Source organism: Paraoerskovia marina, from assembly GCF_900105445.1.
Taxonomy (GTDB): Bacteria; Actinomycetota; Actinomycetes; order Actinomycetales; family Cellulomonadaceae; genus Paraoerskovia; species Paraoerskovia marina.
The window spans coordinates 1,377,609-1,396,649 of record NZ_LT629776.1; the positions used below are offsets into that span (position 1 = coordinate 1,377,609).

Sequence of the window (19,041 nt, forward strand, 5' to 3'; positions counted from 1 at the left end):
ATGACCGCCACCACCGCGGAAGCCCAGGTCGAGCACACGAGCGGCCCCGGAACGGGCCGTGTCGCACGTGTGATCGGCCCTGTCGTCGACATCGAGTTCCCCGAGGACGCGATTCCCGACATCTACAACGCACTGACCGTCGAGATCGACCTGTCGGGCGAGGGTGCGGACGCAGCGCCGTTCACCCTCAAGCTCGAGGTCGCCCAGCACCTGGGTGACTCGCTCGTGCGTGCGATCGCTCTGAAGCCGACCGACGGACTCGTCCGCGGCGCCGTCGTCACCGACACCGGTGAGCAGATCACCGTGCCGGTCGGCGACGTCACGCGCGGCCACGTCTTCGACGTCACGGGGGAGGTGCTGAACCTCAAGGAGGGCGAGAAGCTCGAGATCGAAGAGCGTTGGCCCATCCACCGCAAGCCGCCGGCATTCGACCAGCTCGAGTCGAAGACGCAGATGTTCGAGACCGGCATCAAGGTCATCGACCTGCTGACGCCCTACGTCCAGGGTGGAAAGATCGGCCTCTTCGGTGGTGCGGGCGTCGGCAAGACGGTCCTCATCCAGGAGATGATCCAGCGCGTCGCCCAGAACCACGGCGGTGTCTCCGTGTTCGCCGGTGTCGGGGAGCGTACCCGTGAGGGCAACGACCTCATCGTCGAGATGGAGGAGGCAGGTGTCTTCGACAAGACGGCCCTCGTCTTCGGCCAGATGGACGAGCCGCCGGGCACGCGTCTTCGCGTCGCTCTCTCGGCACTGACGATGGCGGAGTACTTCCGCGACGTGAAGAAGCAGGACGTCCTGCTCTTCATCGATAACATCTTCCGCTTCACGCAGGCGGGCTCCGAGGTGTCGACGCTGCTCGGGCGCATGCCGTCCGCGGTGGGCTACCAGCCGAACCTCGCCGACGAGATGGGTCTCCTCCAGGAGCGCATCACGTCGACGCGTGGTCACTCGATCACCTCCCTGCAGGCGATCTACGTGCCGGCCGACGACTACACCGACCCCGCGCCGGCGACGACGTTCGCCCACCTCGACGCGACCACCGAGCTCTCCCGTGAGATCGCGTCGAAGGGCCTCTACCCGGCCGTCGACCCGCTCACGTCGAGCTCGCGCATCCTCGACCCGCGGTACGTGGGCCAGGCGCACTACGAGACCGCGACCCGCGTGAAGTCGATCCTGCAGCGCAACAAGGAGCTGCAGGACATCATCGCGATCCTCGGTGTCGACGAGCTGTCGGAGGAGGACAAGACGGTCGTGGCGCGTGCACGCCGCATCCAGCAGTTCCTCTCGCAGAACACCTACATGGCCGAGAAGTTCACCGGTGTCGTCGGCTCGACGGTTCCGCTCTCGGAGACCATCGAGGCGTTCACGAAGATCGCGGACGGCGAGTTCGACCACATCGCCGAGCAGGCGTTCTACAACATCGGTGGCCTCGAGGACCTCGAGCGCAACTGGGCCAAGATCCAGAAGGAGTACGGGAACTGATCCCGACGGTGCCCACGCGCATGCCGCGTGGGCACCGTAGTCCCATCCTCTCGAGTCCAGGAACAAGGAGTTCGCTGTGGCACATCTGAACGTCGACATCGTCGCCACCGACCGCAAGATCTGGTCCGGCGTCGCGCGGGGCGTCACCGCGCCCGCCTCCGAGGGTGAGGTCGGCATCCGTGTCGGTCACGCACCGCTCCTGGCCAGCCTGCGTGCGGGTCGCGTCGTCATCACGCCGGTCGAGGGTGCACCGGTGTCGGGCACGGTGACCGGCGGATTTCTCTCCGTCGACGCGGACCAGGTGACGATCGTGGCCGACCAGGTCGAGGTCCACCGCGGCGAGAAGGTTCGCTGAGGTCCACCTGATGACGGGCCTCGCGTGGATCGGTGTCGGGATCGCCTGTGCGGTGATCCTGCTGCTCGTCCTCGCGGTGGTCCGTCTTCGTGGTCTTAACCACCGGGTCGGCTCGTTCTCCTGCGCCGTGCAGATGGGCGTCGCCGCCGGTGGGCGCCCCCGCGCAGGGGTGGCCGTCTACGGTGCCGGTCGCATCGACTGGTGGCGGTGCTGGTCGGTCTCGTTCCGCCCGGGCAGGTCATGGCGGCGCGACGAGATCGTCATCCGTGGACGCGAGCTCGTCGATGCGTCCGACCCCGCGAGCGACTACCGTGTCACCTGCTCCTGCCGCGGCGAGGAGCTCGAACTTTTCATGGCCCCGGACGCGTACACCGGGTTCGCCTCCTGGATGGAGGCGGCCCCGCCCAGCCTCCGGGGCGTCGTCGTCTAGGTCCCCGGCGCTGCAGCGGTCGGGACGAATCGTCAGGAGCGTCCGTGCGTCTCGTCGTCGCTGAGTGTTCTGCCCGCTATTCCGGCCGTCTGACGGCCCATCTCCCGCTCGCGACACGGCTCCTCGTCGTCAAGGCCGACGGCTCGGTGCTGCTGCACTCTGACGGCGGGTCCTACAAGCCGCTGAACTGGATGAGTCCGCCCTGCACCATGTCCGTGGGCGAGCCAGACGACGAGGCGCGGTCTCGCGGTGTCGTCGAGGTCTGGACGGTCCAGCACCGCAAGAGCGACGATCGGCTCGAGATCGAGCTGCACGCCACCCATCACGACTCCGCGCACGACCTCGGCGTCGACCCCGGCCTGATCAAAGACGGCGTGGAGGCTCATCTGCAGGAGATGCTCGCCGCGCAGATCGAACTTCTCGGCGACGGGCACACGCTCGTCCGTCGCGAGTACATGACGGCGATCGGACCGGTCGACATCCTCGCCAAGGACGGCGAGGGTGGATCGGTCGCGGTGGAGATCAAGCGACGAGGCGACATCGACGGGGTCGAGCAGCTGACCCGCTACCTCGAGCTGATGAACCGGGACCCGCTGCTCGCTCCCGTGCGCGGTGTCTTTGCCGCCCAGGAGATCAAGCCCCAGGCACGCGTCCTGGCCACCGATCGCGGAATCTCCTGCCTGGTCCTGGACTATGACGCGATGCGCGGGGTCGACGACGTGGACTCGCGCCTCTTCTGAGTGTCCAGTCCGGGCCACGTGATGTGATCACACCGCGGGACGGGTTAGTGCGGAGTGCGTGCGAAGTGGGCACAATGGGGGCATGACCTCGCACACCGCGCCCGCTGACTCGCCCGTCGCCCTGCACGCCGTCCGTGGACGGGTCGTCACCCCGGTCGCGGTGATCGACGACGGGGTCGTCGTGAGCGCCGACGGTCTCCTCGTCTTCGTCGGGAGCCACGACGAGGCGGTCTCGTCCGGGTACTCCGCCGTGATGCCCGAGGCCCCGGTCGAGGGTACGACCGTTCTTCCGGGTCTTGTGGACCTCCACGACCACGGCGGCGGAGGCGCGAGCTTCCCGGACGCGACGTCGGTCGACGAGGCGCGGGTCGCCAGCAGCGAGCACCTGCGACACGGGACCACGAGTCTCGTCGCCTCGCTCGTGACCGCGGACCGCGACACCCTTCTCCAGCGGGTCGCGAACCTCGCGGACCTCGCCGACGCGGGGGACGTCGTCGGGATCCACCTCGAGGGGCCGTTCCTGTCCGAGGTGCGCTGTGGCGCGCAGAACCCGCACGACATGCTCGACGGTGACGCCGAGCTCGTGCGGGCGATCGCCGCGGCCGGTCGCGGGTATGTCCGGACGATGACCGTCGCACCGGAGGTCCCCGGCGTCGACGGCACCGGCGGAGCGATCGAGGCGCTGGTGGACAGTGGTGTGCTGCCGTCGGTCGGGCACACCGACGCGACCACGGAGCAGACGGAGGAGGCGATCCGGACCGCACTCGCCGCGATCGCACGGTCCCCCCTCGCCGAGGCAGGGTGCCGCCCGACGGCGACACACCTCTTCAACGGCATGCGTCCGCTCCACCACCGTGCGCCGGGCCCGATCGCCGCCTGCCTCGCCGCGGCCGCTCGCGGGGAGCTGGTCGTGGAGCTGATCAGCGACGGGACGCATGTCGCGCACGGTACCGCGCGCAGCGTGTTCGACATGGTGGGGTCGGACAACATCGTCCTGGTCACCGATGCGATGGCTGCTGCCGGCATGGCGGACGGGACGTACGAGCTCGGGCCGATGGCGGTGACGGTCGCCGACGGCGTCGCGCGTCTGGCCGACGGCGGCTCGATCGCCGGTGGCACCTACCACCTGCTCGACGTCGTGCGAGAGACGGTCGCGGGCGCCGGGGTTCCTCTCGTCGACGCGGTGCGATCGGCCTCGACCACCCCGGCAGGTGTGATCGGGCGAGCGGACATCGGCGCGCTCGAGGTCGGACGTCGCGCGGACATCGTCGTGACCGACGCCGATCTGCATCCGGTGCGGGTTCTGCGCAACGGTGTCGACGTGCTGGACGTGCCGACCGCCTGATCCCGGGGCGCCCGCCTCGTGCGCACCGGTCGATCGCGTGTCCAGGCCTCGGTGGAGGTGGGCCGGGGTCGACCGTGTGTCCGCCCGCCGGTAGGATCGAATCGATTCGTGGAAACGCTCCCACGCCTGACCTCGGGAGCCTTCCGACCTTCGACGACGAGGACCAGCCATGAGTGAAACGACCCGCACGTTCCCCGACTCCTTCGTCTGGGGGTCGGCCACGGCGTCGTACCAGATCGAGGGGGCGGCCGACGAGGGCGGCCGTGGGCCGTCCATCTGGGACACCTTCTCGCACACGCCCGGCAAGACCCTGAACGGGGACACCGGTGACGTCGCGGACGACCACTACCACCGCTGGGCCGAGGACGTGCAGCACATCGTCGACCTCGGGCTCGACGCGTACCGCCTCTCGATCGCGTGGCCCCGCGTCCAGCCCGGCGGGACCGGTGAATTCAACCCCGAGGGCATCGCCTTCTACTCGACGTTGATCGCCGCGCTCGTGGATGCGGGGGTCAAGCCGGTCGTGACGCTCTACCACTGGGACCTGCCGCAGGAGCTCGAGGACCGCGGGGGTTGGGCGAACCGCGAGACGGCCTTCGCCTTCGCCGCGTACGCGCGCCGCATGGCCGAGGAGCTCGGTGACCGTGTCGACGTCTGGACGACGCTCAACGAGCCCTGGTGCGCCGCGTACCTCGGGTACGGCTCGGGTGTGCACGCCCCGGGACGCACGGAGCCGGTCGCGGCTCTCGAGGCGGTCCACCACCTCAACCTGGCTCATGGACTCGCCTGCCGGGAGATCCGCGACGTGCTGGGGCAGCAGGCCCGGCTCTCGGTGACGCTGAACCTGCACGTCATCCGCCCCGAGGACCCCTCCTCGGCGGAGGACCAGGACGCGGTGCGCCGGATCGACGCGCTGGCGAACCGCGCGTTCCTCGCCCCGATGCTGGACGGCGTCTACCCGGCCGACCTCTTCGCCGACACGGCGCACGTCACGGACTGGAGCTTCGTCGCCGACGGCGACCTCGCCCTGATCAACCAGCCCCTCGACGTCCTGGGAGTCAACTACTACTCGACCGTCAAGGTCCGCCGGTACCGGGGTGACGGGGAACGTTCCGAGAACGACGGCCACGGCGCGGCCGAGGCGAGCCCGTGGATCGGTGTCGACGACGTCGAGTTCGTGGAGCAGCCCGGGCCGACGACGGCGATGGGCTGGAACATCGAGCCCGGCGGGCTGACCGAGCTCCTCGAGTCGGTCGCGGCCACCTACCCGGACCAGCCGATGATGGTCACGGAGAACGGTGCGGCCTTCGAGGACGAGGTCTCCGCCGACGGGCGTGTCCACGACCCGCGGCGGGTGGCCTACCTGCACGACCACGTCGAGGCCGTGGGGCGTGCCCTCGATGCGGGAGTCGACGTCCGGGGCTACTTCGCCTGGTCGCTCCTGGACAACTTCGAGTGGTCGTTCGGGTACGACCGCCGGTTCGGGATCATCCGTGTGGACTACACGACGCAGGAGCGCACCTGGAAGGACTCCGCGCACTGGTATCGCACGCTCTGCACGACGCATGTCCTGCCCGCGGTCTCGGCGGTGGACCCGTCGGCGAGGTGACCACCGGTCACCACGGCCGGACGGGTGATATTTCTCGCCCTTCGTGGGACGCGAGGTTGCGTCCCGCCTCCGGGTGGGTGTCCAACCGGTCCTGACGTCGTCGCACACACCCTGGGGACAGCTCTGTCCCCAGGGTGTGGACGAGCGGCCCGTTCCTCGCGGAATCCCCGACCTCGACGCCCCGAAGCCCGGTGGACAACCCGGTGGAGGACCGGCTGTCGGTGGCTCGTGGCAGTCTGAATCCTGCATCACGGGTGCAGATCCGGCGCGTTCGTGGTACACCCAAAACTGTGACCGAGACACGACATGTAGTGGCCGAGCAAGAGTCGACACACTAGGTATAGTGGTTACACACGCACGGAGCTGGGAAGCGCCGGCGGGTCACACAGACGTAGTTTCACCGGTGTTCTTCCAGGTCAACGGCCTTCAGGACCCGGTCGCCCACACCCGGAGATGAGGAGACGCTGATGAGTGTCACGGTCTACAGCAAGCCAGCATGCGTCCAGTGCGACGCGACATACCGAGCTCTCGACAAGAAGGGCGTGTCGTACGACGTCGTCGACATCAGCCAGGACGCCGAGGCGCTCGAGCTGGTCCGCGGCCTGGGCTACATGCAGGCGCCGGTCGTCATCGCGGGCGACACCCACTGGTCGGGTTTCCGCCCCGACCAGATCAGCGCACTCGCGTCGAAGGTCTCTGACGTCGTCGCCTGAGCACTGCCGCGTGCGGCAGTGAGTGGAGGTGGGGCATGAGTGCCCTGGTGTACTTCTCCAGCGTGTCGGACAACACGCACCGGTTCGTCCAACGCCTTGGTCTGCGCGAGAGCGGGACCGCGGTGCATCGCATCCCGCTGCGGCGTGGTGACGAGCCTCTGACGGTCGACGAGCCCTACGTGCTCGTCGTGCCGACGTACGGCGGCGGCAACGAGGGCGGCGCCGTGCCTCGGCAGGTCATCCAGTTCCTGAACGACAAGCACAACCGATCGTTGATCCGTGGCGTCATCGCCGCGGGCAACACCAACTTTGGTCAGGCGTACTGCAGAGCCGGCGACGTCGTCGCGGCCAAGTGCGGGGTTCCGTACCTGTACGCCTTCGAACTGCTCGGGACAAACGAGGACGTCATGCGCGTCCGCGATGGATTGGGACGATTTTGGCAGCAACAGTCACGGATTCCGGCATGAGTGCCGACGCCGCACCGACGGTGAACCTTGCAACCTCCGAGCTCGACTATCACGCGCTCAACGCGATGCTGAACCTGTACGGCCCGGACGGCGGCATCCAGTTCGACATGGACCGCCAGGCCGCGCACCAGTACTTCCGGCAGCACGTCAACCAGAACACCGTGTTCTTCCACGACCTCGACGAGAAGCTCGACTATCTCGTGGAGAACGAGTACTACGAGGCCGAGGTCCTGGAGAAGTACGACCGCGAGTTCGTCAAGACGCTCTTCCAGTTCGCGTACGGCAAGAAGTTCCGCTTCGAGACGTTCCTCGGCGCGTTCAAGTACTACACCAGCTACACGCTCAAGACCTTTGACGGCAAGCGCTACCTCGAGCGCTTCGAGGACCGTGTCTGCATGGTCGCGCTCACGCTCGCCGACGGCGACCAGCAGTTCGCTCTCGACGTCGTCGAGGAGATCATCGCCGGCCGGTTCCAGCCGGCCACCCCGACCTTCCTCAACGCCGGCAAGAAGCAGCGCGGCGAGCCCGTCTCCTGCTTCCTGCTGCGCATCGAGGACAACATGGAGTCGATCGCGCGCGGCATCAACTCGGCGCTGCAGCTCTCGAAGCGGGGCGGGGGAGTGGCGCTGCTGCTCAGCAACGTGCGCGAGCACGGGGCCCCGATCAAGAAGATCGAGAACCAGTCGTCCGGCGTCATCCCCGTGATGAAGCTGCTCGAGGACTCGTTCTCCTACGCCAACCAGCTGGGTGCGCGGCAGGGTGCGGGCGCGGTGTACCTCAACGCTCACCACCCGGACATCATGCGGTTCCTCGACACCAAGCGCGAGAACGCCGACGAGAAGATCCGCATCAAGACGCTGTCGCTCGGCGTCGTGATCCCGGACGTCACGTTCGAGCTCGCCAAGAAGAACGAGGACATGTACCTGTTCTCGCCGTACGACGTCGAGCGCGTCTACGGCGTGCCGTTCGCCGACATCTCGGTCACCGAGAAGTACGACGAGATGGTCGACGACGGTCGGATCCGCAAGACGAAGATCAACGCGCGCAAGTTCTTCCAGACGCTCGCCGAGCTGCAGTTCGAGTCGGGCTACCCGTACATCATGTACGAGGACACGGTGAACCGGGCCAACCCGATCGCGGGCAAGGTCACGCACTCGAACCTCTGCTCGGAGATCCTCCAGGTCTCCACGCCGTCGACCTACAAGGACGACCTCTCCTACGACCACATCGGTCGCGACATCTCGTGCAACCTCGGCTCGCTCAACATCGCCAAGGCGATGGACTCGCCGGACCTCGCCAAGACGATCGACGTGTCGATCCGGGCGCTGACCGCCGTCTCGGACCAGACGAGCATCGACTCGGTGCCGTCGATCCGACGTGCGAACGACAACGGGCACGCGATCGGCCTGGGGCAGATGAACCTCCACGGGTTCCTCGCCCGCGAGCGGGTGCACTACGGCTCCGACGAGGGCATCGACTTCACGAACATCTACTTCTACACGGTCGCGTACCACGCGGTGGCGGCCTCGAACCGCCTCGCGATCGCGCGGGGACAGAAGTTCTACCGGTTCGAGGAGTCGACGTACGCGACGGGCGAGTACTTCGACAAGTACACCGAGCAGGAGTGGGTGCCCCAGAGCGAGCGCGTCCGCGAGATCTTCGCGGACTCGGGCGTCCACATCCCGACGCAGGACGACTGGCGCGAGCTGAAGGCCTCGGTCCAGGAGCACGGTCTGTACAACCAGAACCTGCAGGCCGTCCCGCCGACGGGGTCGATCTCGTACATCAACAACTCGACGAGCTCGATCCACCCCGTCGCGTCCAAGATCGAGATCCGCAAGGAGGGCAAGATCGGGCGGGTCTACTACCCGGCGCCCTACCTGACGAACGACAACATCGAGTACTACGACGACGCGTACGAGATCGGCTGGAAGAAGATCATCGACACGTACGCCGCGGCGACGCAGCACGTCGACCAGGGTCTGAGCCTCACGCTGTTCTTCAAGGACACGGCGACGACGCGCGAGGTCAACCAGGCGCAGATCTACGCGTGGCGCCAGGGCATCAAGACCCTGTACTACATCCGCGTGCGTCAGCAGGCGCTCGAGGGCACCGAGGTGGAGAACTGCGTCAGCTGCATGCTCTGACCAGCGCGCCCACGTGCCGAGCCGGCACCGTCGTCCGTACCGCACTTGAGAGAAGGATTCGATGTCTCCCACCGGGAAGCTGAAGCTGATCGATCGCGTCTCCGCGATCAACTGGAACCGCCTGCAGGACGAGAAGGACCTCGAGGTCTGGGACCGTCTGGTCGGTAACTTCTGGGTACCGGAGAAGGTCCCGGTGTCCAACGACATCCCGTCGTGGCACACCCTGACCGACGAGGAGCGCACGGTCACGATGCGCGTCTTCACCGGCCTGACCCTGCTCGACACGATCCAGGGGACGGTCGGCGCCGTGAGCCTCATCCCGGACGCGATCACACCTCACGAGGAGGCCGTCTACACGAACATCGCGTTCATGGAGTCGGTGCACGCCAAGAGCTACTCCTCGATCTTCTCGACCCTCTGCTCGACGGAGGAGATCGACGAGGCGTTCCGCTGGTCGGAGGAGAACGAGAACCTCCAGCGCAAGGCCGAGATCGTCATGGAGTACTACAAGGGTGACGACCCCCTCAAGCGCAAGGTCGCGAGCACCCTGCTCGAGTCGTTCCTCTTCTACTCCGGCTTCTACATGCCGATGTACTGGTCGAGCCGGGCGAAGCTGACGAACACGGCGGACGTGATCCGGCTGATCATCCGCGACGAGGCCGTCCACGGGTACTACATCGGGTACAAGTTCCAGAAGGGCCTGGAAAAGCTCTCGCAGGAGCGCCAGGACGAGATCAAGGCGTACACCTTCGACCTCCTCTTCGAGCTCTACGAGAACGAGGTGCAGTACACCGAGGACCTCTACGACGGCATCGGCCTGACCGAGGACGTCAAGAAGTTCCTGCGCTACAACGCGAACAAGGCGTTGATGAACCTCGGCTACGAGGCGCTCTTCCCCAAGGACGAGGCCGACGTGAACCCGGCGATCCTCGCGGCGCTCAGCCCGAACGCGGACGAGAACCACGACTTCTTCTCGGGGTCCGGCTCGTCCTACGTCATCGGCAAGGCCGTCGGTACCGAGGACGACGACTGGGAGTTCTAGTCGCACACCGCTGACGGACGAAGGCCCCGGTTCTCACGAGAGAACCGGGGCCTTCGTCATGCCGTACGGAGGAGCGGTCAGGCGACCTCGCCGCCGAGCCCGGGCTGGACGGTGTCGATCGCGTCCTGGGGGCCGACGACGGTCCAGTTGGGGCCGACGAGCACGGTGTCGTCACCCTCGTAGGCGGCGGTCGTGGTGTCCTTGTCCTCCTGCGCACGGTAGAGGCTCAGCGTGACGTCACCGCAGGTGCCCTGCTGCCAGGTGGTCTCGGGCAGGTCGGTCGCCTCGGTGAAGTCGTCGCACTCCAGACCGGCCTCGACGGCAGCGTCCTTGAATTCGCCGATCGTGCGGTACTCCGTGTCCGCGATCAGGGGCGCCGACTCGGTGGCGGTCGTCGTCTCGTCCGCGGCCGCGTCCGTGGCGTCGTCGGTGGCACAGCCTGCGAGGACGAGGCCGACGGCGGCGGCAGCGATGGCGGTGCGGGCGGGGGTGATGCGCATGGGGATGGGCTCCGTCGCGTCGAGGTGGCCCGGGGTGTCCGGGGAGGGTCTCGCGTCGACGACGGTGGCAACGCTGACATCCACGATACGCAGCACGCCGTGCGCGCCGAAATCGCGGCGCTGTGCTCTTCGCCTCAGTCGGCGGGTCGTGCCCGCGCGCCGGGGACGGGGGGTTCGGCGGACCAGGGGAACGTGATCCACAGGTCGGTCTCGCGCCACGAGAAGTCCGGCCGGACGATGGAGTGGGGCTTGGTGTAGATGACCGCACTACGCACCTCGGCGCCGTGCTCGGTGATCGTGCGCATCACCAGATCCAGCGTGCGGCCCGAGTCCGCGACGTCGTCCACCACGAGCACCCGTGAGTTCCGCAGATCGGTGGCGTCCATCGACGGCGCGAGCATGACGGGGTCCGGCAGCGTCTCACCGACGTCCGTGTAGAACTCGACGTTCATGGTGCCGACCCCCTTGGTGCCCAGCGCATAGGCCATCGCACCCCCGGGGACGAGCCCGCCGCGAGCGATGGCGACGACGACGTCGGGGACGAACCCGCCGGCCACCACCTGCTCGGCGAGCTCGCGCACCGCGGCGCCGAAGGTCGGCCAGGTCAGGACTTCGCGCTCAGCACTCATACCCCGACACTACGACGGCGGGGCCCGACCTGTGTGGTCGAGCCCCGCCGTCGAGTCGAGCTGGATCAGTAGGCGTCGAGGATGTCGACGACGAAGATCAGCGTCTCGTCCTGCAGCTCGTTGCCGTCGACGGCGCCGTAGGCCTGGGCCGGCGGGATGACCAGAAGAACCTGGCTGCCGACCGTCTGGCCGGACAGGCCCTCGGTCCACCCCTCGATGACACCGGTCAGTGCGAAGTCGGCAGGCTCGCCGCGCTCCCACGAGGAGTCGAAGGTCTCTCCGTCGAGGGTCCAGCCCGTGTAGTGCGCGGTGATGGACTGGTCGGCGGAGACCTCGGGCCCGTCGCCCTTGATGAGCGTCTGGACGACCATCTCGTCGGGGGCCTCGTATCCGTCCGGGATCTCGATGCTGGGGGAGCCGTCGTCGCCGAGGGTCACGGTCGGCAGGCCGTCCTCCGGCGTCACCGCCTCACCCTCGGCACGCTCGAGGCCGGAGGGCTCCGTCCCGGAGGAGAGCTCGATGACGCTGAGCGCCGTCGTGGCGTTGCCGTCGGCGTCCTGGCTCTGGTTCGCGAACGAGACGCGCGAGCCGACCGGGGTGCCGATGAACGTGTCGTTCAGGAGCTCGTAGGCGGGGTCGCCGAGGGTGAACGTCTCGGCGGTCTGGCCCTCGTCCCACGTGCCCTGGACGCGCTCGCCGCCCGTGCCGTCGTACAGGACGTAGTCCATCGTGACGCGCATGCCCTCCTCGAGCGGCTCACCGTCGCCCTCGACGGACACGACCGCCGTCGGGCCGGAGACCTCGAGGGGGGCGTCGAAGGTGACCTCGGGCTCGGAGCCGACGTCGCCCGAGACCTCGACGGCCTCCAGAGTCTTGACGTCGTCCTCGTTGGCGTTGACGAGGGAGTCGGTGCTCGCGCTCTCGGTCGCTGTGGCGTCGCCGTCGGCGTCGCCGTCGGACGAGCAGCCGCTCAGCACGAGCGCGGATCCGACGGCGAGTGCGGCCAGGCCGCGCATGGTGCGGTTCTTCACGGGAGTCCTTCGGAGTCGGGGAACGGCCCGATGGTCCAGCGTCGGTGCCGCGATGAGCCCACTGTAGCGCCGTGTGCTGGGCATTCGCTGAGTGGACCGTGGCACGATGGACCGATGCCGTCGTCACGCCGCTCACGTCGTCGCCCGTGGGGTGCAGAACACGTTCCCGTCGACCTCGACCGGGCGACCGGCGGGCGCCGGACGGAGTCCGGCCACGACGGCGAGTGGACCGTCCAACGCGTGCGCGGCTCCGAGAAGACCTACGTCTGTCCAGGATGCCGACAGGACGTCGCTCCGGGGACGGCGCACGTCGTCGCCTGGGCCAACGACTCGATGTTCGGGGCGGAGGCGGCGCTCGCCGACCGGCGCCACTGGCACACCGCCTGCTGGCAGGCGCGTGCGCGCCGCCGATAGCCGCATCCGACGGGCCGCGGCCCCGCACGGCCGCATAGGATCGTGGTGATGAGCGACGACGACGTGACCACGATCCGATCCTTGACCGTGCTCCCCGCGCGCCGCGAGGAGATCGAGCTCGACACGGCCGACGGGCTGCGCCTCGTCGGGGAGCTCGCGCTCCCTGCCGAGCGCGAACCGGTCGCGACGCTCGTGACGCTGCACCCGCTCCCGACGCACGGCGGCTACATGGACTCGCACGTGTACCGCAAGGCCGCCTGGCGGCTGCCGGCGCTGGCCGACCTCGCCGTCCTCCGCTTCAACACCCGCGGGACCTCGTCCCCGCGCGGGACCAGCGAGGGGGAGTTCGACGGCGGCGAGGCCGAACGGTTCGACGTCACCGCCGCGATCGAGTACGCCGAGTTTTACGACCTTCCCCGGCGCTGGCTCGTCGGCTGGTCCTTCGGCACCGAGCTGGCGCTCATGCACGGGACGGACCCGTCCGTCGAGGGCGCGATCCTCCTCTCGCCACCGTTGCACCGGGCCACCGACGCGGATCTCGACCGGTGGGCGGAGTTCGGCAAGCCTCTCGTCGTCCTCGTGCCCGAGCTGGACGACTACCTCCGTCCCGAGGAGGCCCGGCGTCGTTTCGCACGCGTGCCGCAGGCCGAGATCATCGCCGTTGAGGGGGCCAAGCATCTCTGGGTGGGTGAGCCGTCGGTCCGCCGCGTCCTCGACGAGATCGTGGCGCGCGTGGCCCCGGAGGTGGGCACACCCCTGCCGACCACGTGGTCCGGGGCGCAGGTGGACGCTGCCGACTCCGACACCGAGACCACGGACCAGGCCGGCTACGACGCGTCACGGCGTTGACACGGAAGGAGAGGATCATGACCGAACGACTCGCGGAGGGCCTTCCCCCGCTGGAGATCCGCACGCTGCGCCAGGGGCACGGACAGCCTGTGCTGCTGCTCCACGCGTTCCCGGTCGACCACCGGATGTGGTCGCCCGTCGCCCAGCTCTTCCCGACGGGGCAGACCGTGCTGGCGATCGACTCCTACGGTGCGGGGCACGACGCCCTCTGGCCGGAGACCCCCTCGCTGGACCTCGCGGCGGACGCGGTCGTCTCGGCCCTGCACCGCGCGGGCTTCGACCGTGCGGTCGTCGCCGGGTTGTCGATGGGTGGATATCTCGCCCTGGCGATCGCCGACCGACACCCGGACGTCGTGGCCGGGCTCGGCCTGCTCGACACGAAGTCGACGGCCGACACGCCTGAGGCGCTGGCGAACCGCGCACGGTCGGCCGAGGCGATGTTCGCCGAACGGTCGGTGAACCCCGTCCTGGGAATGGCGGCGTCGCTGCCGTCGCCCGAGAGCATCCGCAAGGACCCGGGGCTGACGTCGCGCGTCGAGGAGCTCATCCTCCGGCAGCAGCCCGAGGGCCTCGCGTGGTGCCAGCGGGCCATGGCCGCGCGGCCAGACCGCACGGGCGTCGTCACCGTTGCGCCGGGCCCCGTGCTCGTCCTCGTCGGGAGCGAGGACAGGACGACTCCGGTCTCGGCGTCCGAGCACATGGTGGTCGCCCGGCGCGACGCCGAGCTGGTCGTCCTCCCGGACGTCGGGCATCTCTCCGCGCTGGAGGCCCCCCAGGCCGTCACGGACGCGCTGGTCGGCCTGATCGAGCGCAGCAGTCCGGTCTAGCCGTTCGGCTCTGGCGGCGACACCTGGTTGAGGACGAGCGCGAGCGCGTCGGTGATGTCGATGGACTCGCCGTCGCGCCCCCCTGCGCCCAGGACCCGGGGCGGGTCGGACGGTTCGGGGGACACCCCACGAAGCCGCGCCGTCAGCCCGCCGGGGGCCGACAGGACGTAGAAGAGTCCGTCGGTCCCGACGGCGACGGACCGGTTCTTGCGGAGGTACCAGCCGCGCAGAGGCGTGCGATAGGTCGACCTGCCGTCGTAGCCGCGCGCTCGGAGCGGCTCCGGCTCAAGACCGCGACGGCCGGCCTCGGCCACGAACTCGGCGATCGCCCGGGCGGCGATCGCCGAGTCCGCCCGCCGTAGCTCGTCCATCGCGCGCGCCTTCTCCTGCGCGGCGTCACGGCGCCGTTCCCGCCAGACGGCGGGGTCGTCGCTCACTTCGTGTCGCCGGTGCTCTCGTCCGTGCTCACGTCGCCCTGGGACGGGGCGGTCTCGTCCGTCGCCGGGCGCTCGGTGACGGTCTCGGCCGTCGCAGACGCGCCGGTGGCGGGCGCGTCGTCCCCGGTGGCGTCGGGCGCCGGGACCGGCTCGTCGCTCGAGACCGGCTTCGCAGCTCTGGCGCTCTGCTTCTTCTTCGCGCCCGCACTGCCGGACTTGTCCTCGGCACGCAGCGCGCCGGCACGGGCCTGCTGCGCGGGCGTCCCGGACGTCGACGCGTTGTTGGCGAGGAGCGACCGAAGCTCGCCCATGTAGGCGTTGATCGAGTCGTTCTGACGCGTCAGGTCCTCGAGCTGGCGCTGTGCGCTCGAACGCTGGGCGTCGGACTCGGCGTTCGCGTCGGAGACGGTCTGCTCCGCGAACTCCCGAGCCTCGGTGATCACCCGGTCCGCCGTCGTCCGGGCCTCCTCAAGCTGCTGTCGCACGTACTCGTCGGACTCGCGCTGAACCTTCTCGGCCTGCTCGAGCGCGATCGCGACACGCTTCTCGGCGTCGGCCGCGTGCTTCTCGGCGGTCGCGACGTGCTCGTCCGTCTTCTGCTTGGCGTCGGCGTGACGCTGCGCAACCTCCTGCTCGGCCTCCTCGCGGCGTCGGGAGATGTCGAGCTGCGCGGCCGCGAGCTCGGTCCGGGCCTGCTCTCGCAGACCGTCGATCTCCTTGAACCCCGACGCGGAGAGTTCCTCCGCATCGCGACGGGCGTCGGTCAGGACACGCTCCGCCTCCCGGCGAGCCTGTTCGAGGAGGCCCTCGGCCTCGGCGTGGGCGGCGTCTCGCTGTGCCTTGGTCTCCGACTCTGCGCGACGGCGCATCTCCACGGTCTCCTGCTCCGCGGCCACGCGCTCCTCGGTGATCTCGCGCTCGGCGGAGGCTCGCAACGTGCCGAGCTCGCGCTCGAGGCCGGTGCGGCGCTCACTCTCCTCCGTGCTCAGCGCGGTCTGGATCCGCGTCGCCTCGCGCTCGGCACTGCCGAGGAGCTCCTCGGCCCGGCGCTGGGCGGCAGTCAGCGTCGACTGTGCCTCGGACGCGGAGGTCGTCCGGATCTCCTCGGCCTCGCGGCGCGCCGAGGCGAGCAGCTCGGCGACCTCGGTCTCGGCCCGGGACCGGACCTGTCCGGCCGAGAGCTTGGCGCGGGCCATGATGTCGACCGCCTGCGAGTTGGCCTGCGTCAGGATGTCTGCCGACTGCTCCTCGGCCGAGCGCAGGAGCTGCTCGATCCGGGCGCCGAGGCCGGCGTACGACGGCTTGTCGGCCTCACGGACGGTGCGCTGGGCGTCGGCGAGCTCGGCGCCGAGCTGCATCTGCCGCTGGTCGAGCGCTTCGACCCGTTGGCGCGCGTCGGCAAGCGACTTCTCGAGCTTGGCGACCTGGTTGTCCACCTGGACGCGGTCGTAGCCACGCATCGTGATGGGGAAGAGCGAGCGCTCGTCGGACACCTGGAGAACCTCCGGAGTTTTCGGGCCACGTAGCGGATCTCTCGTGGAGTTGCCGCAGGTGACGTTGGAAGTCTTCAGCGTATCGGGTGGGGCCGTTCCCAGACACCCAAACGATGGCGGAGAACTTCCTCACGCGGCCCCACGGGGTCGCCGACCGTCGTTCGGCCCTATCCTGGGGGAGTCGGACACGAAGGGAACTCGGGTGCTGCGAAAGATCATTGGTGTAGGCCTCATCGTCTTGGGCCTCGTCGCCGCCGGGCTGGGAACAGCGTCGGCGACGGTGTGGCGCCAGAGCGACACGGTCGTCGCGTCCACGAGCGCCGGGGAGGGCGAGACCATGCTCGTCACGGACCCCGGGGTCCTCGACATGGTCGGCGACAGCGTCACGATCAAGGCCACGGCGCCCGGGGATCAGCCCGTCGTCCTGGCGGTCGGGCGTGACGTCGACGTCGACGGCTGGGTCGGCGACGACCCCTACGTCCGTGTCACGGGGATGTCGAACATGTCGACCCTGTCCGCCGACCTCGTCGCCGCACCGACGGAGGAACCGGCCGAGGACGCGACCGAGGAGCCCACGGACGGTGCCGAGACCGAGGAGGAGCCCGTCGTCGGGCCCGACCCCTCGGGTTCGGACATGTGGGTGGCCGTGTCCGAGGGAGAGGGCGAGGCGACGCTTCGCTGGACCGACCAGCCCGGCCGGTGGAGCCTGATCGCCGCCGGCGTCGGTGAGGGTGCGCAAGCCCCGTCGCTCGAGCTCACCTGGCCCCGCGAGACCTCCACGCCGTGGCTCTGGCCCGGTGTGATCGTCGGCGCCGTGCTCGTCCTGCTCGGCATCCTGGTCCTCGTGCTCCGCCGCAAGCGTCGCCGTCCCGCGAAGTCCCGACGTGCGGTCGCGCGCTCGGCAGACGGCTCGGGCGCCTCGGGCGCCGCCCTGGGTGATCCGGACGACGGCGGGGCTGCCGGCCCCGATCGCCCCACGCCCGCCACAGAGGTCGACGCGGCCGAGACCGCGCAGTTCCCGGCCGTCGCGGACGTGCCCGCCGACGACGCGCCCGCCGCCCCGGTCGTGATGACCCGGCGAGAGATGCGTGAGCGGGCGGCTCGTGAGCAGGCGGCGCGGGACAGCGCCGCCGGTGACGAGACGGAGACCCCCGCGATCACGACGCCGAAGAACAAGGGGCGCCTGCGACGGAAGAGCCGGCGCGAGACCCTGCCGAAGAAAGCCGCCGCCGCACCGACCGCGTCCTCCGCGCCGTTCCCGGCGGCACCGGAACCCGGTGCCACCCCGCCGCCGTTCCCCGACGAGTTCACGTCGGCCCTGACGGGGGCCGACACGGATGTGCCCACTCCGCCGAGCTCCCCGGTCGACGGTTCCGACGACGGCAGCGCACCGGGATGGCCCGGTTCGGCGATCGCCGACGAGAGCAGCAGGCCTGCCCCGCGAAGCTCCACGGCTGACGCGTGGCGGCGCACATGGGGATTCGACACGAACAACGACGACACCGACGGAGGAGAACGATGACGCCGCAGGGACGCCGACGGACCGCGGCACTGGCCGTCGTCACGGCCATCGTGCTCGCCGGGTGCGCCGAGTCGATTCCCGTGCCGCAGCCCGAGGACGCCCCGGACCAGCCCGGCCCGGCGCTCACGGTGCAGCAGGAGCAGGAGGTCAAGGCCTCGATCGCGGACGTGCTCACGACCGCGACCGAGGAGCAGGACTCCGACCTTCTCGAGACACGGGTCAGCGGGCCCGCCGACGCGATGCGCACGGCGGAGCTCAAGGCGGCCAAGGCTGCCGACGACCCGGAGCTCGTCACGGCGCTGCCCACGGAGACCCAGCAGGACATCATCCCGGCCTCGGACGAGTGGCCGCGCGTCGGCATGTCGATCACCGTCGCAGCCGAGGACGCGCAGTCGCCGCGACTGATCGTCACCGAGCAGGCCGACGCCCGCTCGAACTATTCCCTGTGGGCCTGGGTCCGGCTCTTCCCGGACACGACGTTGCCGGCCTTCGCCGCGGCTGAGGTCGGGTCCCCGGTCCTCGCGGCCGACACCGAGTCGCTGCTGATCTCTCCGGCCGACGCCGTCACGCAGTACGCCGACGTCCTGAATCTCGGCGGCGACTCCGAGTTCGCCGACACGTTCGGCGACGACCCCTACCGCTCCCGCGTGGAGAGCACCTCCGAGGTCCAGTCCGAGGCCATGCAGGGCATCGAGGGGACCTACACGAACACCTTCTCGGTGATCGAGGACCAGACGCCACGCACGATGGGAACGGCAGACGGCGGTGCCGTGGTCGTCGGCGCCGTGAAGTCCGTGGAGAAGTTCGAGGGACCGGACGGCTCGACGATCAGCCCGCCCCAGACCGACACCGCCGAGGCGCTGTTCGGTGACGCCGACGCCTCCGAGACGTTGAACATCACCTCGCTCACGACGGTCGCGATCTACGTGCCGCCGGCAGGGTCCGAGGAGTCGGTCCAGGTGCTCGGCGCGGAGAACGTCACGACGAAGGTGGCTCCGTAGCACGGCGT

General features: G+C 69.3%; 20 protein-coding genes. 15 read left to right on the plus strand and 5 right to left on the minus strand.

The window, feature by feature from the left end:
* From atpD to nrdF, 10 genes are all read left to right on the plus strand, one after another.
* On the plus strand, positions 1-1,482 hold the full coding sequence (gene atpD / locus BLU20_RS06200; protein WP_083371971.1) for a F0F1 ATP synthase subunit beta: 1,482 nt from the start codon (positions 1-3) through the stop codon (positions 1,480-1,482).
* 76 nt (positions 1,483-1,558) lie between these two features.
* A complete protein-coding gene (locus BLU20_RS06205) occupies positions 1,559-1,837 on the plus strand; it encodes a F0F1 ATP synthase subunit epsilon (protein WP_029253197.1) in 279 nt (92 codons plus the stop codon).
* Between the two features lie 10 nt (positions 1,838-1,847).
* Positions 1,848-2,267 (plus strand): DUF2550 domain-containing protein, encoded by a 420-nt coding sequence (locus BLU20_RS06210; RefSeq protein WP_083371972.1) that lies wholly within the window; start codon positions 1,848-1,850, stop codon positions 2,265-2,267.
* Between the two features lie 44 nt (positions 2,268-2,311).
* Positions 2,312-3,007, plus strand: coding sequence for an endonuclease NucS (nucS, locus tag BLU20_RS06215; RefSeq protein WP_083371973.1), 696 nt, complete (start codon positions 2,312-2,314; stop codon positions 3,005-3,007).
* Positions 3,008-3,089: 82 nt separating this feature from the next.
* Positions 3,090-4,352, plus strand: a complete 1,263-nt coding sequence (locus tag BLU20_RS06220; protein ID WP_083371974.1) for an N-acetylglucosamine-6-phosphate deacetylase — start codon at positions 3,090-3,092, stop codon at positions 4,350-4,352.
* Between the two features lie 169 nt (positions 4,353-4,521).
* Complete coding sequence (locus BLU20_RS06225; RefSeq protein WP_083371975.1) at positions 4,522-5,961, plus strand: GH1 family beta-glucosidase; 1,440 nt, start codon at positions 4,522-4,524, stop codon at positions 5,959-5,961.
* A 467-nt stretch (positions 5,962-6,428) separates the two neighbouring features.
* Positions 6,429-6,674 (plus strand): glutaredoxin-like protein NrdH, encoded by a 246-nt coding sequence (nrdH, locus tag BLU20_RS06230; protein WP_083371976.1) that lies wholly within the window; start codon positions 6,429-6,431, stop codon positions 6,672-6,674.
* Positions 6,675-6,709: 35 nt separating this feature from the next.
* Positions 6,710-7,141, plus strand: coding sequence for a class Ib ribonucleoside-diphosphate reductase assembly flavoprotein NrdI (nrdI, locus tag BLU20_RS06235; protein WP_029253203.1), 432 nt, complete (start codon positions 6,710-6,712; stop codon positions 7,139-7,141).
* The gene (nrdE, locus tag BLU20_RS06240) at positions 7,138-9,288 is read left to right on the plus strand and encodes a class 1b ribonucleoside-diphosphate reductase subunit alpha (protein ID WP_083371977.1); all 2,151 of its coding nucleotides are present in this window, start codon (positions 7,138-7,140) and stop codon (positions 9,286-9,288) included. Before nrdI ends, nrdE begins: the two co-directional genes overlap by 4 nt.
* A gap of 61 nt (positions 9,289-9,349) precedes the next feature.
* Positions 9,350-10,330, plus strand: a complete 981-nt coding sequence (nrdF, locus tag BLU20_RS06245) for a class 1b ribonucleoside-diphosphate reductase subunit beta (protein WP_029253205.1) — start codon at positions 9,350-9,352, stop codon at positions 10,328-10,330.
* A 77-nt stretch (positions 10,331-10,407) separates the two neighbouring features.
* Here nrdF and BLU20_RS06250 read toward each other — a convergent pair whose 3' ends face one another.
* From BLU20_RS06250 to BLU20_RS06260, 3 genes are all read right to left on the minus strand, one after another.
* On the minus strand, positions 10,408-10,914 hold the full coding sequence (locus tag BLU20_RS06250) for a hypothetical protein (protein ID WP_157270350.1): 507 nt from the start codon (positions 10,912-10,914) through the stop codon (positions 10,408-10,410).
* A gap of 50 nt (positions 10,915-10,964) precedes the next feature.
* Positions 10,965-11,459 (minus strand): phosphoribosyltransferase, encoded by a 495-nt coding sequence (locus BLU20_RS06255; protein WP_029253207.1) that lies wholly within the window; start codon positions 11,457-11,459, stop codon positions 10,965-10,967.
* A 65-nt stretch (positions 11,460-11,524) separates the two neighbouring features.
* The gene (locus BLU20_RS06260) at positions 11,525-12,490 is read right to left on the minus strand and encodes an FKBP-type peptidyl-prolyl cis-trans isomerase (protein WP_083371979.1); all 966 of its coding nucleotides are present in this window, start codon (positions 12,488-12,490) and stop codon (positions 11,525-11,527) included.
* 114 nt (positions 12,491-12,604) lie between these two features.
* On the opposite strand from BLU20_RS06260, the gene BLU20_RS06265 reads away from it, so the two are divergent.
* Genes BLU20_RS06265 through BLU20_RS06275 form a run of 3 tightly spaced genes read left to right on the plus strand, consistent with a single transcriptional unit; the run spans position 12,605 to position 14,580 of the window.
* Complete coding sequence (locus tag BLU20_RS06265; protein WP_083371980.1) at positions 12,605-12,904, plus strand: hypothetical protein; 300 nt, start codon at positions 12,605-12,607, stop codon at positions 12,902-12,904.
* Between the two features lie 48 nt (positions 12,905-12,952).
* The gene (locus BLU20_RS06270) at positions 12,953-13,753 is read left to right on the plus strand and encodes an alpha/beta hydrolase (protein WP_083371981.1); all 801 of its coding nucleotides are present in this window, start codon (positions 12,953-12,955) and stop codon (positions 13,751-13,753) included.
* Between the two features lie 17 nt (positions 13,754-13,770).
* Positions 13,771-14,580: an alpha/beta fold hydrolase gene (locus BLU20_RS06275; RefSeq protein ID WP_083371982.1), complete on the plus strand. Its 810-nt coding sequence runs from the start codon at positions 13,771-13,773 to the stop codon at positions 14,578-14,580.
* Here BLU20_RS06275 and BLU20_RS06280 read toward each other — a convergent pair.
* Entirely contained in the window at positions 14,577-15,017 is a 441-nt protein-coding gene (locus tag BLU20_RS06280) for a hypothetical protein (protein WP_083371983.1), read from the minus strand. The genes BLU20_RS06275 and BLU20_RS06280 overlap by 4 nt on opposite strands.
* Positions 15,014-16,510 carry a hypothetical protein gene (locus tag BLU20_RS06285; protein ID WP_083371984.1) on the minus strand — a complete coding sequence of 499 codons (1,497 nt, stop codon included), beginning with the start codon at positions 16,508-16,510 and terminating at the stop codon, positions 15,014-15,016. Before BLU20_RS06285 ends, BLU20_RS06280 begins: the two co-directional genes overlap by 4 nt.
* Before the next feature lie 238 nt (positions 16,511-16,748).
* Between BLU20_RS06285 and BLU20_RS06290 the strand changes: the two genes are divergently transcribed.
* Together BLU20_RS06290 and BLU20_RS06295 are read left to right on the plus strand one after the other, a co-directional pair.
* On the plus strand, positions 16,749-18,032 hold the full coding sequence (locus tag BLU20_RS06290) for a hypothetical protein (protein WP_157270352.1): 1,284 nt from the start codon (positions 16,749-16,751) through the stop codon (positions 18,030-18,032).
* Positions 18,029-19,033: a hypothetical protein gene (locus tag BLU20_RS06295; protein WP_083371986.1), complete on the plus strand. Its 1,005-nt coding sequence runs from the start codon at positions 18,029-18,031 to the stop codon at positions 19,031-19,033. The genes BLU20_RS06290 and BLU20_RS06295 overlap by 4 nt, the downstream gene beginning before the upstream one ends.
* Positions 19,034-19,041 lie beyond the last annotated feature (8 nt).

What these genes read in the sequence shown, in the direction of transcription:
- atpD (WP_083371971.1), top strand. Translation starts at nt 1, where the DNA reads ATGACCGCCACCACCGCGGAAGCCCAGGTCGAGCACACGAGCGGCCCC.
- BLU20_RS06210 (WP_083371972.1), top strand. Translation starts at nt 1,848, where the DNA reads ATGACGGGCCTCGCGTGGATCGGTGTCGGGATCGCCTGTGCGGTGATC.
- BLU20_RS06220 (WP_083371974.1), top strand. Translation starts at nt 3,090, where the DNA reads ATGACCTCGCACACCGCGCCCGCTGACTCGCCCGTCGCCCTGCACGCC.
- BLU20_RS06225 (WP_083371975.1), top strand. Translation starts at nt 4,522, where the DNA reads ATGAGTGAAACGACCCGCACGTTCCCCGACTCCTTCGTCTGGGGGTCG.
- nrdH (WP_083371976.1), top strand. Translation starts at nt 6,429, where the DNA reads ATGAGTGTCACGGTCTACAGCAAGCCAGCATGCGTCCAGTGCGACGCG.
- nrdI (WP_029253203.1), top strand. Translation starts at nt 6,710, where the DNA reads ATGAGTGCCCTGGTGTACTTCTCCAGCGTGTCGGACAACACGCACCGG.
- nrdE (WP_083371977.1), top strand. Translation starts at nt 7,138, where the DNA reads ATGAGTGCCGACGCCGCACCGACGGTGAACCTTGCAACCTCCGAGCTC.
- nrdF (WP_029253205.1), top strand. Translation starts at nt 9,350, where the DNA reads ATGTCTCCCACCGGGAAGCTGAAGCTGATCGATCGCGTCTCCGCGATC.
- BLU20_RS06255 (WP_029253207.1), bottom strand. Translation starts at nt 11,459, where the DNA reads ATGAGTGCTGAGCGCGAAGTCCTGACCTGGCCGACCTTCGGCGCCGCG.
- BLU20_RS06265 (WP_083371980.1), top strand. Translation starts at nt 12,605, where the DNA reads ATGCCGTCGTCACGCCGCTCACGTCGTCGCCCGTGGGGTGCAGAACAC.
- BLU20_RS06270 (WP_083371981.1), top strand. Translation starts at nt 12,953, where the DNA reads ATGAGCGACGACGACGTGACCACGATCCGATCCTTGACCGTGCTCCCC.
- BLU20_RS06275 (WP_083371982.1), top strand. Translation starts at nt 13,771, where the DNA reads ATGACCGAACGACTCGCGGAGGGCCTTCCCCCGCTGGAGATCCGCACG.
- BLU20_RS06295 (WP_083371986.1), top strand. Translation starts at nt 18,029, where the DNA reads ATGACGCCGCAGGGACGCCGACGGACCGCGGCACTGGCCGTCGTCACG.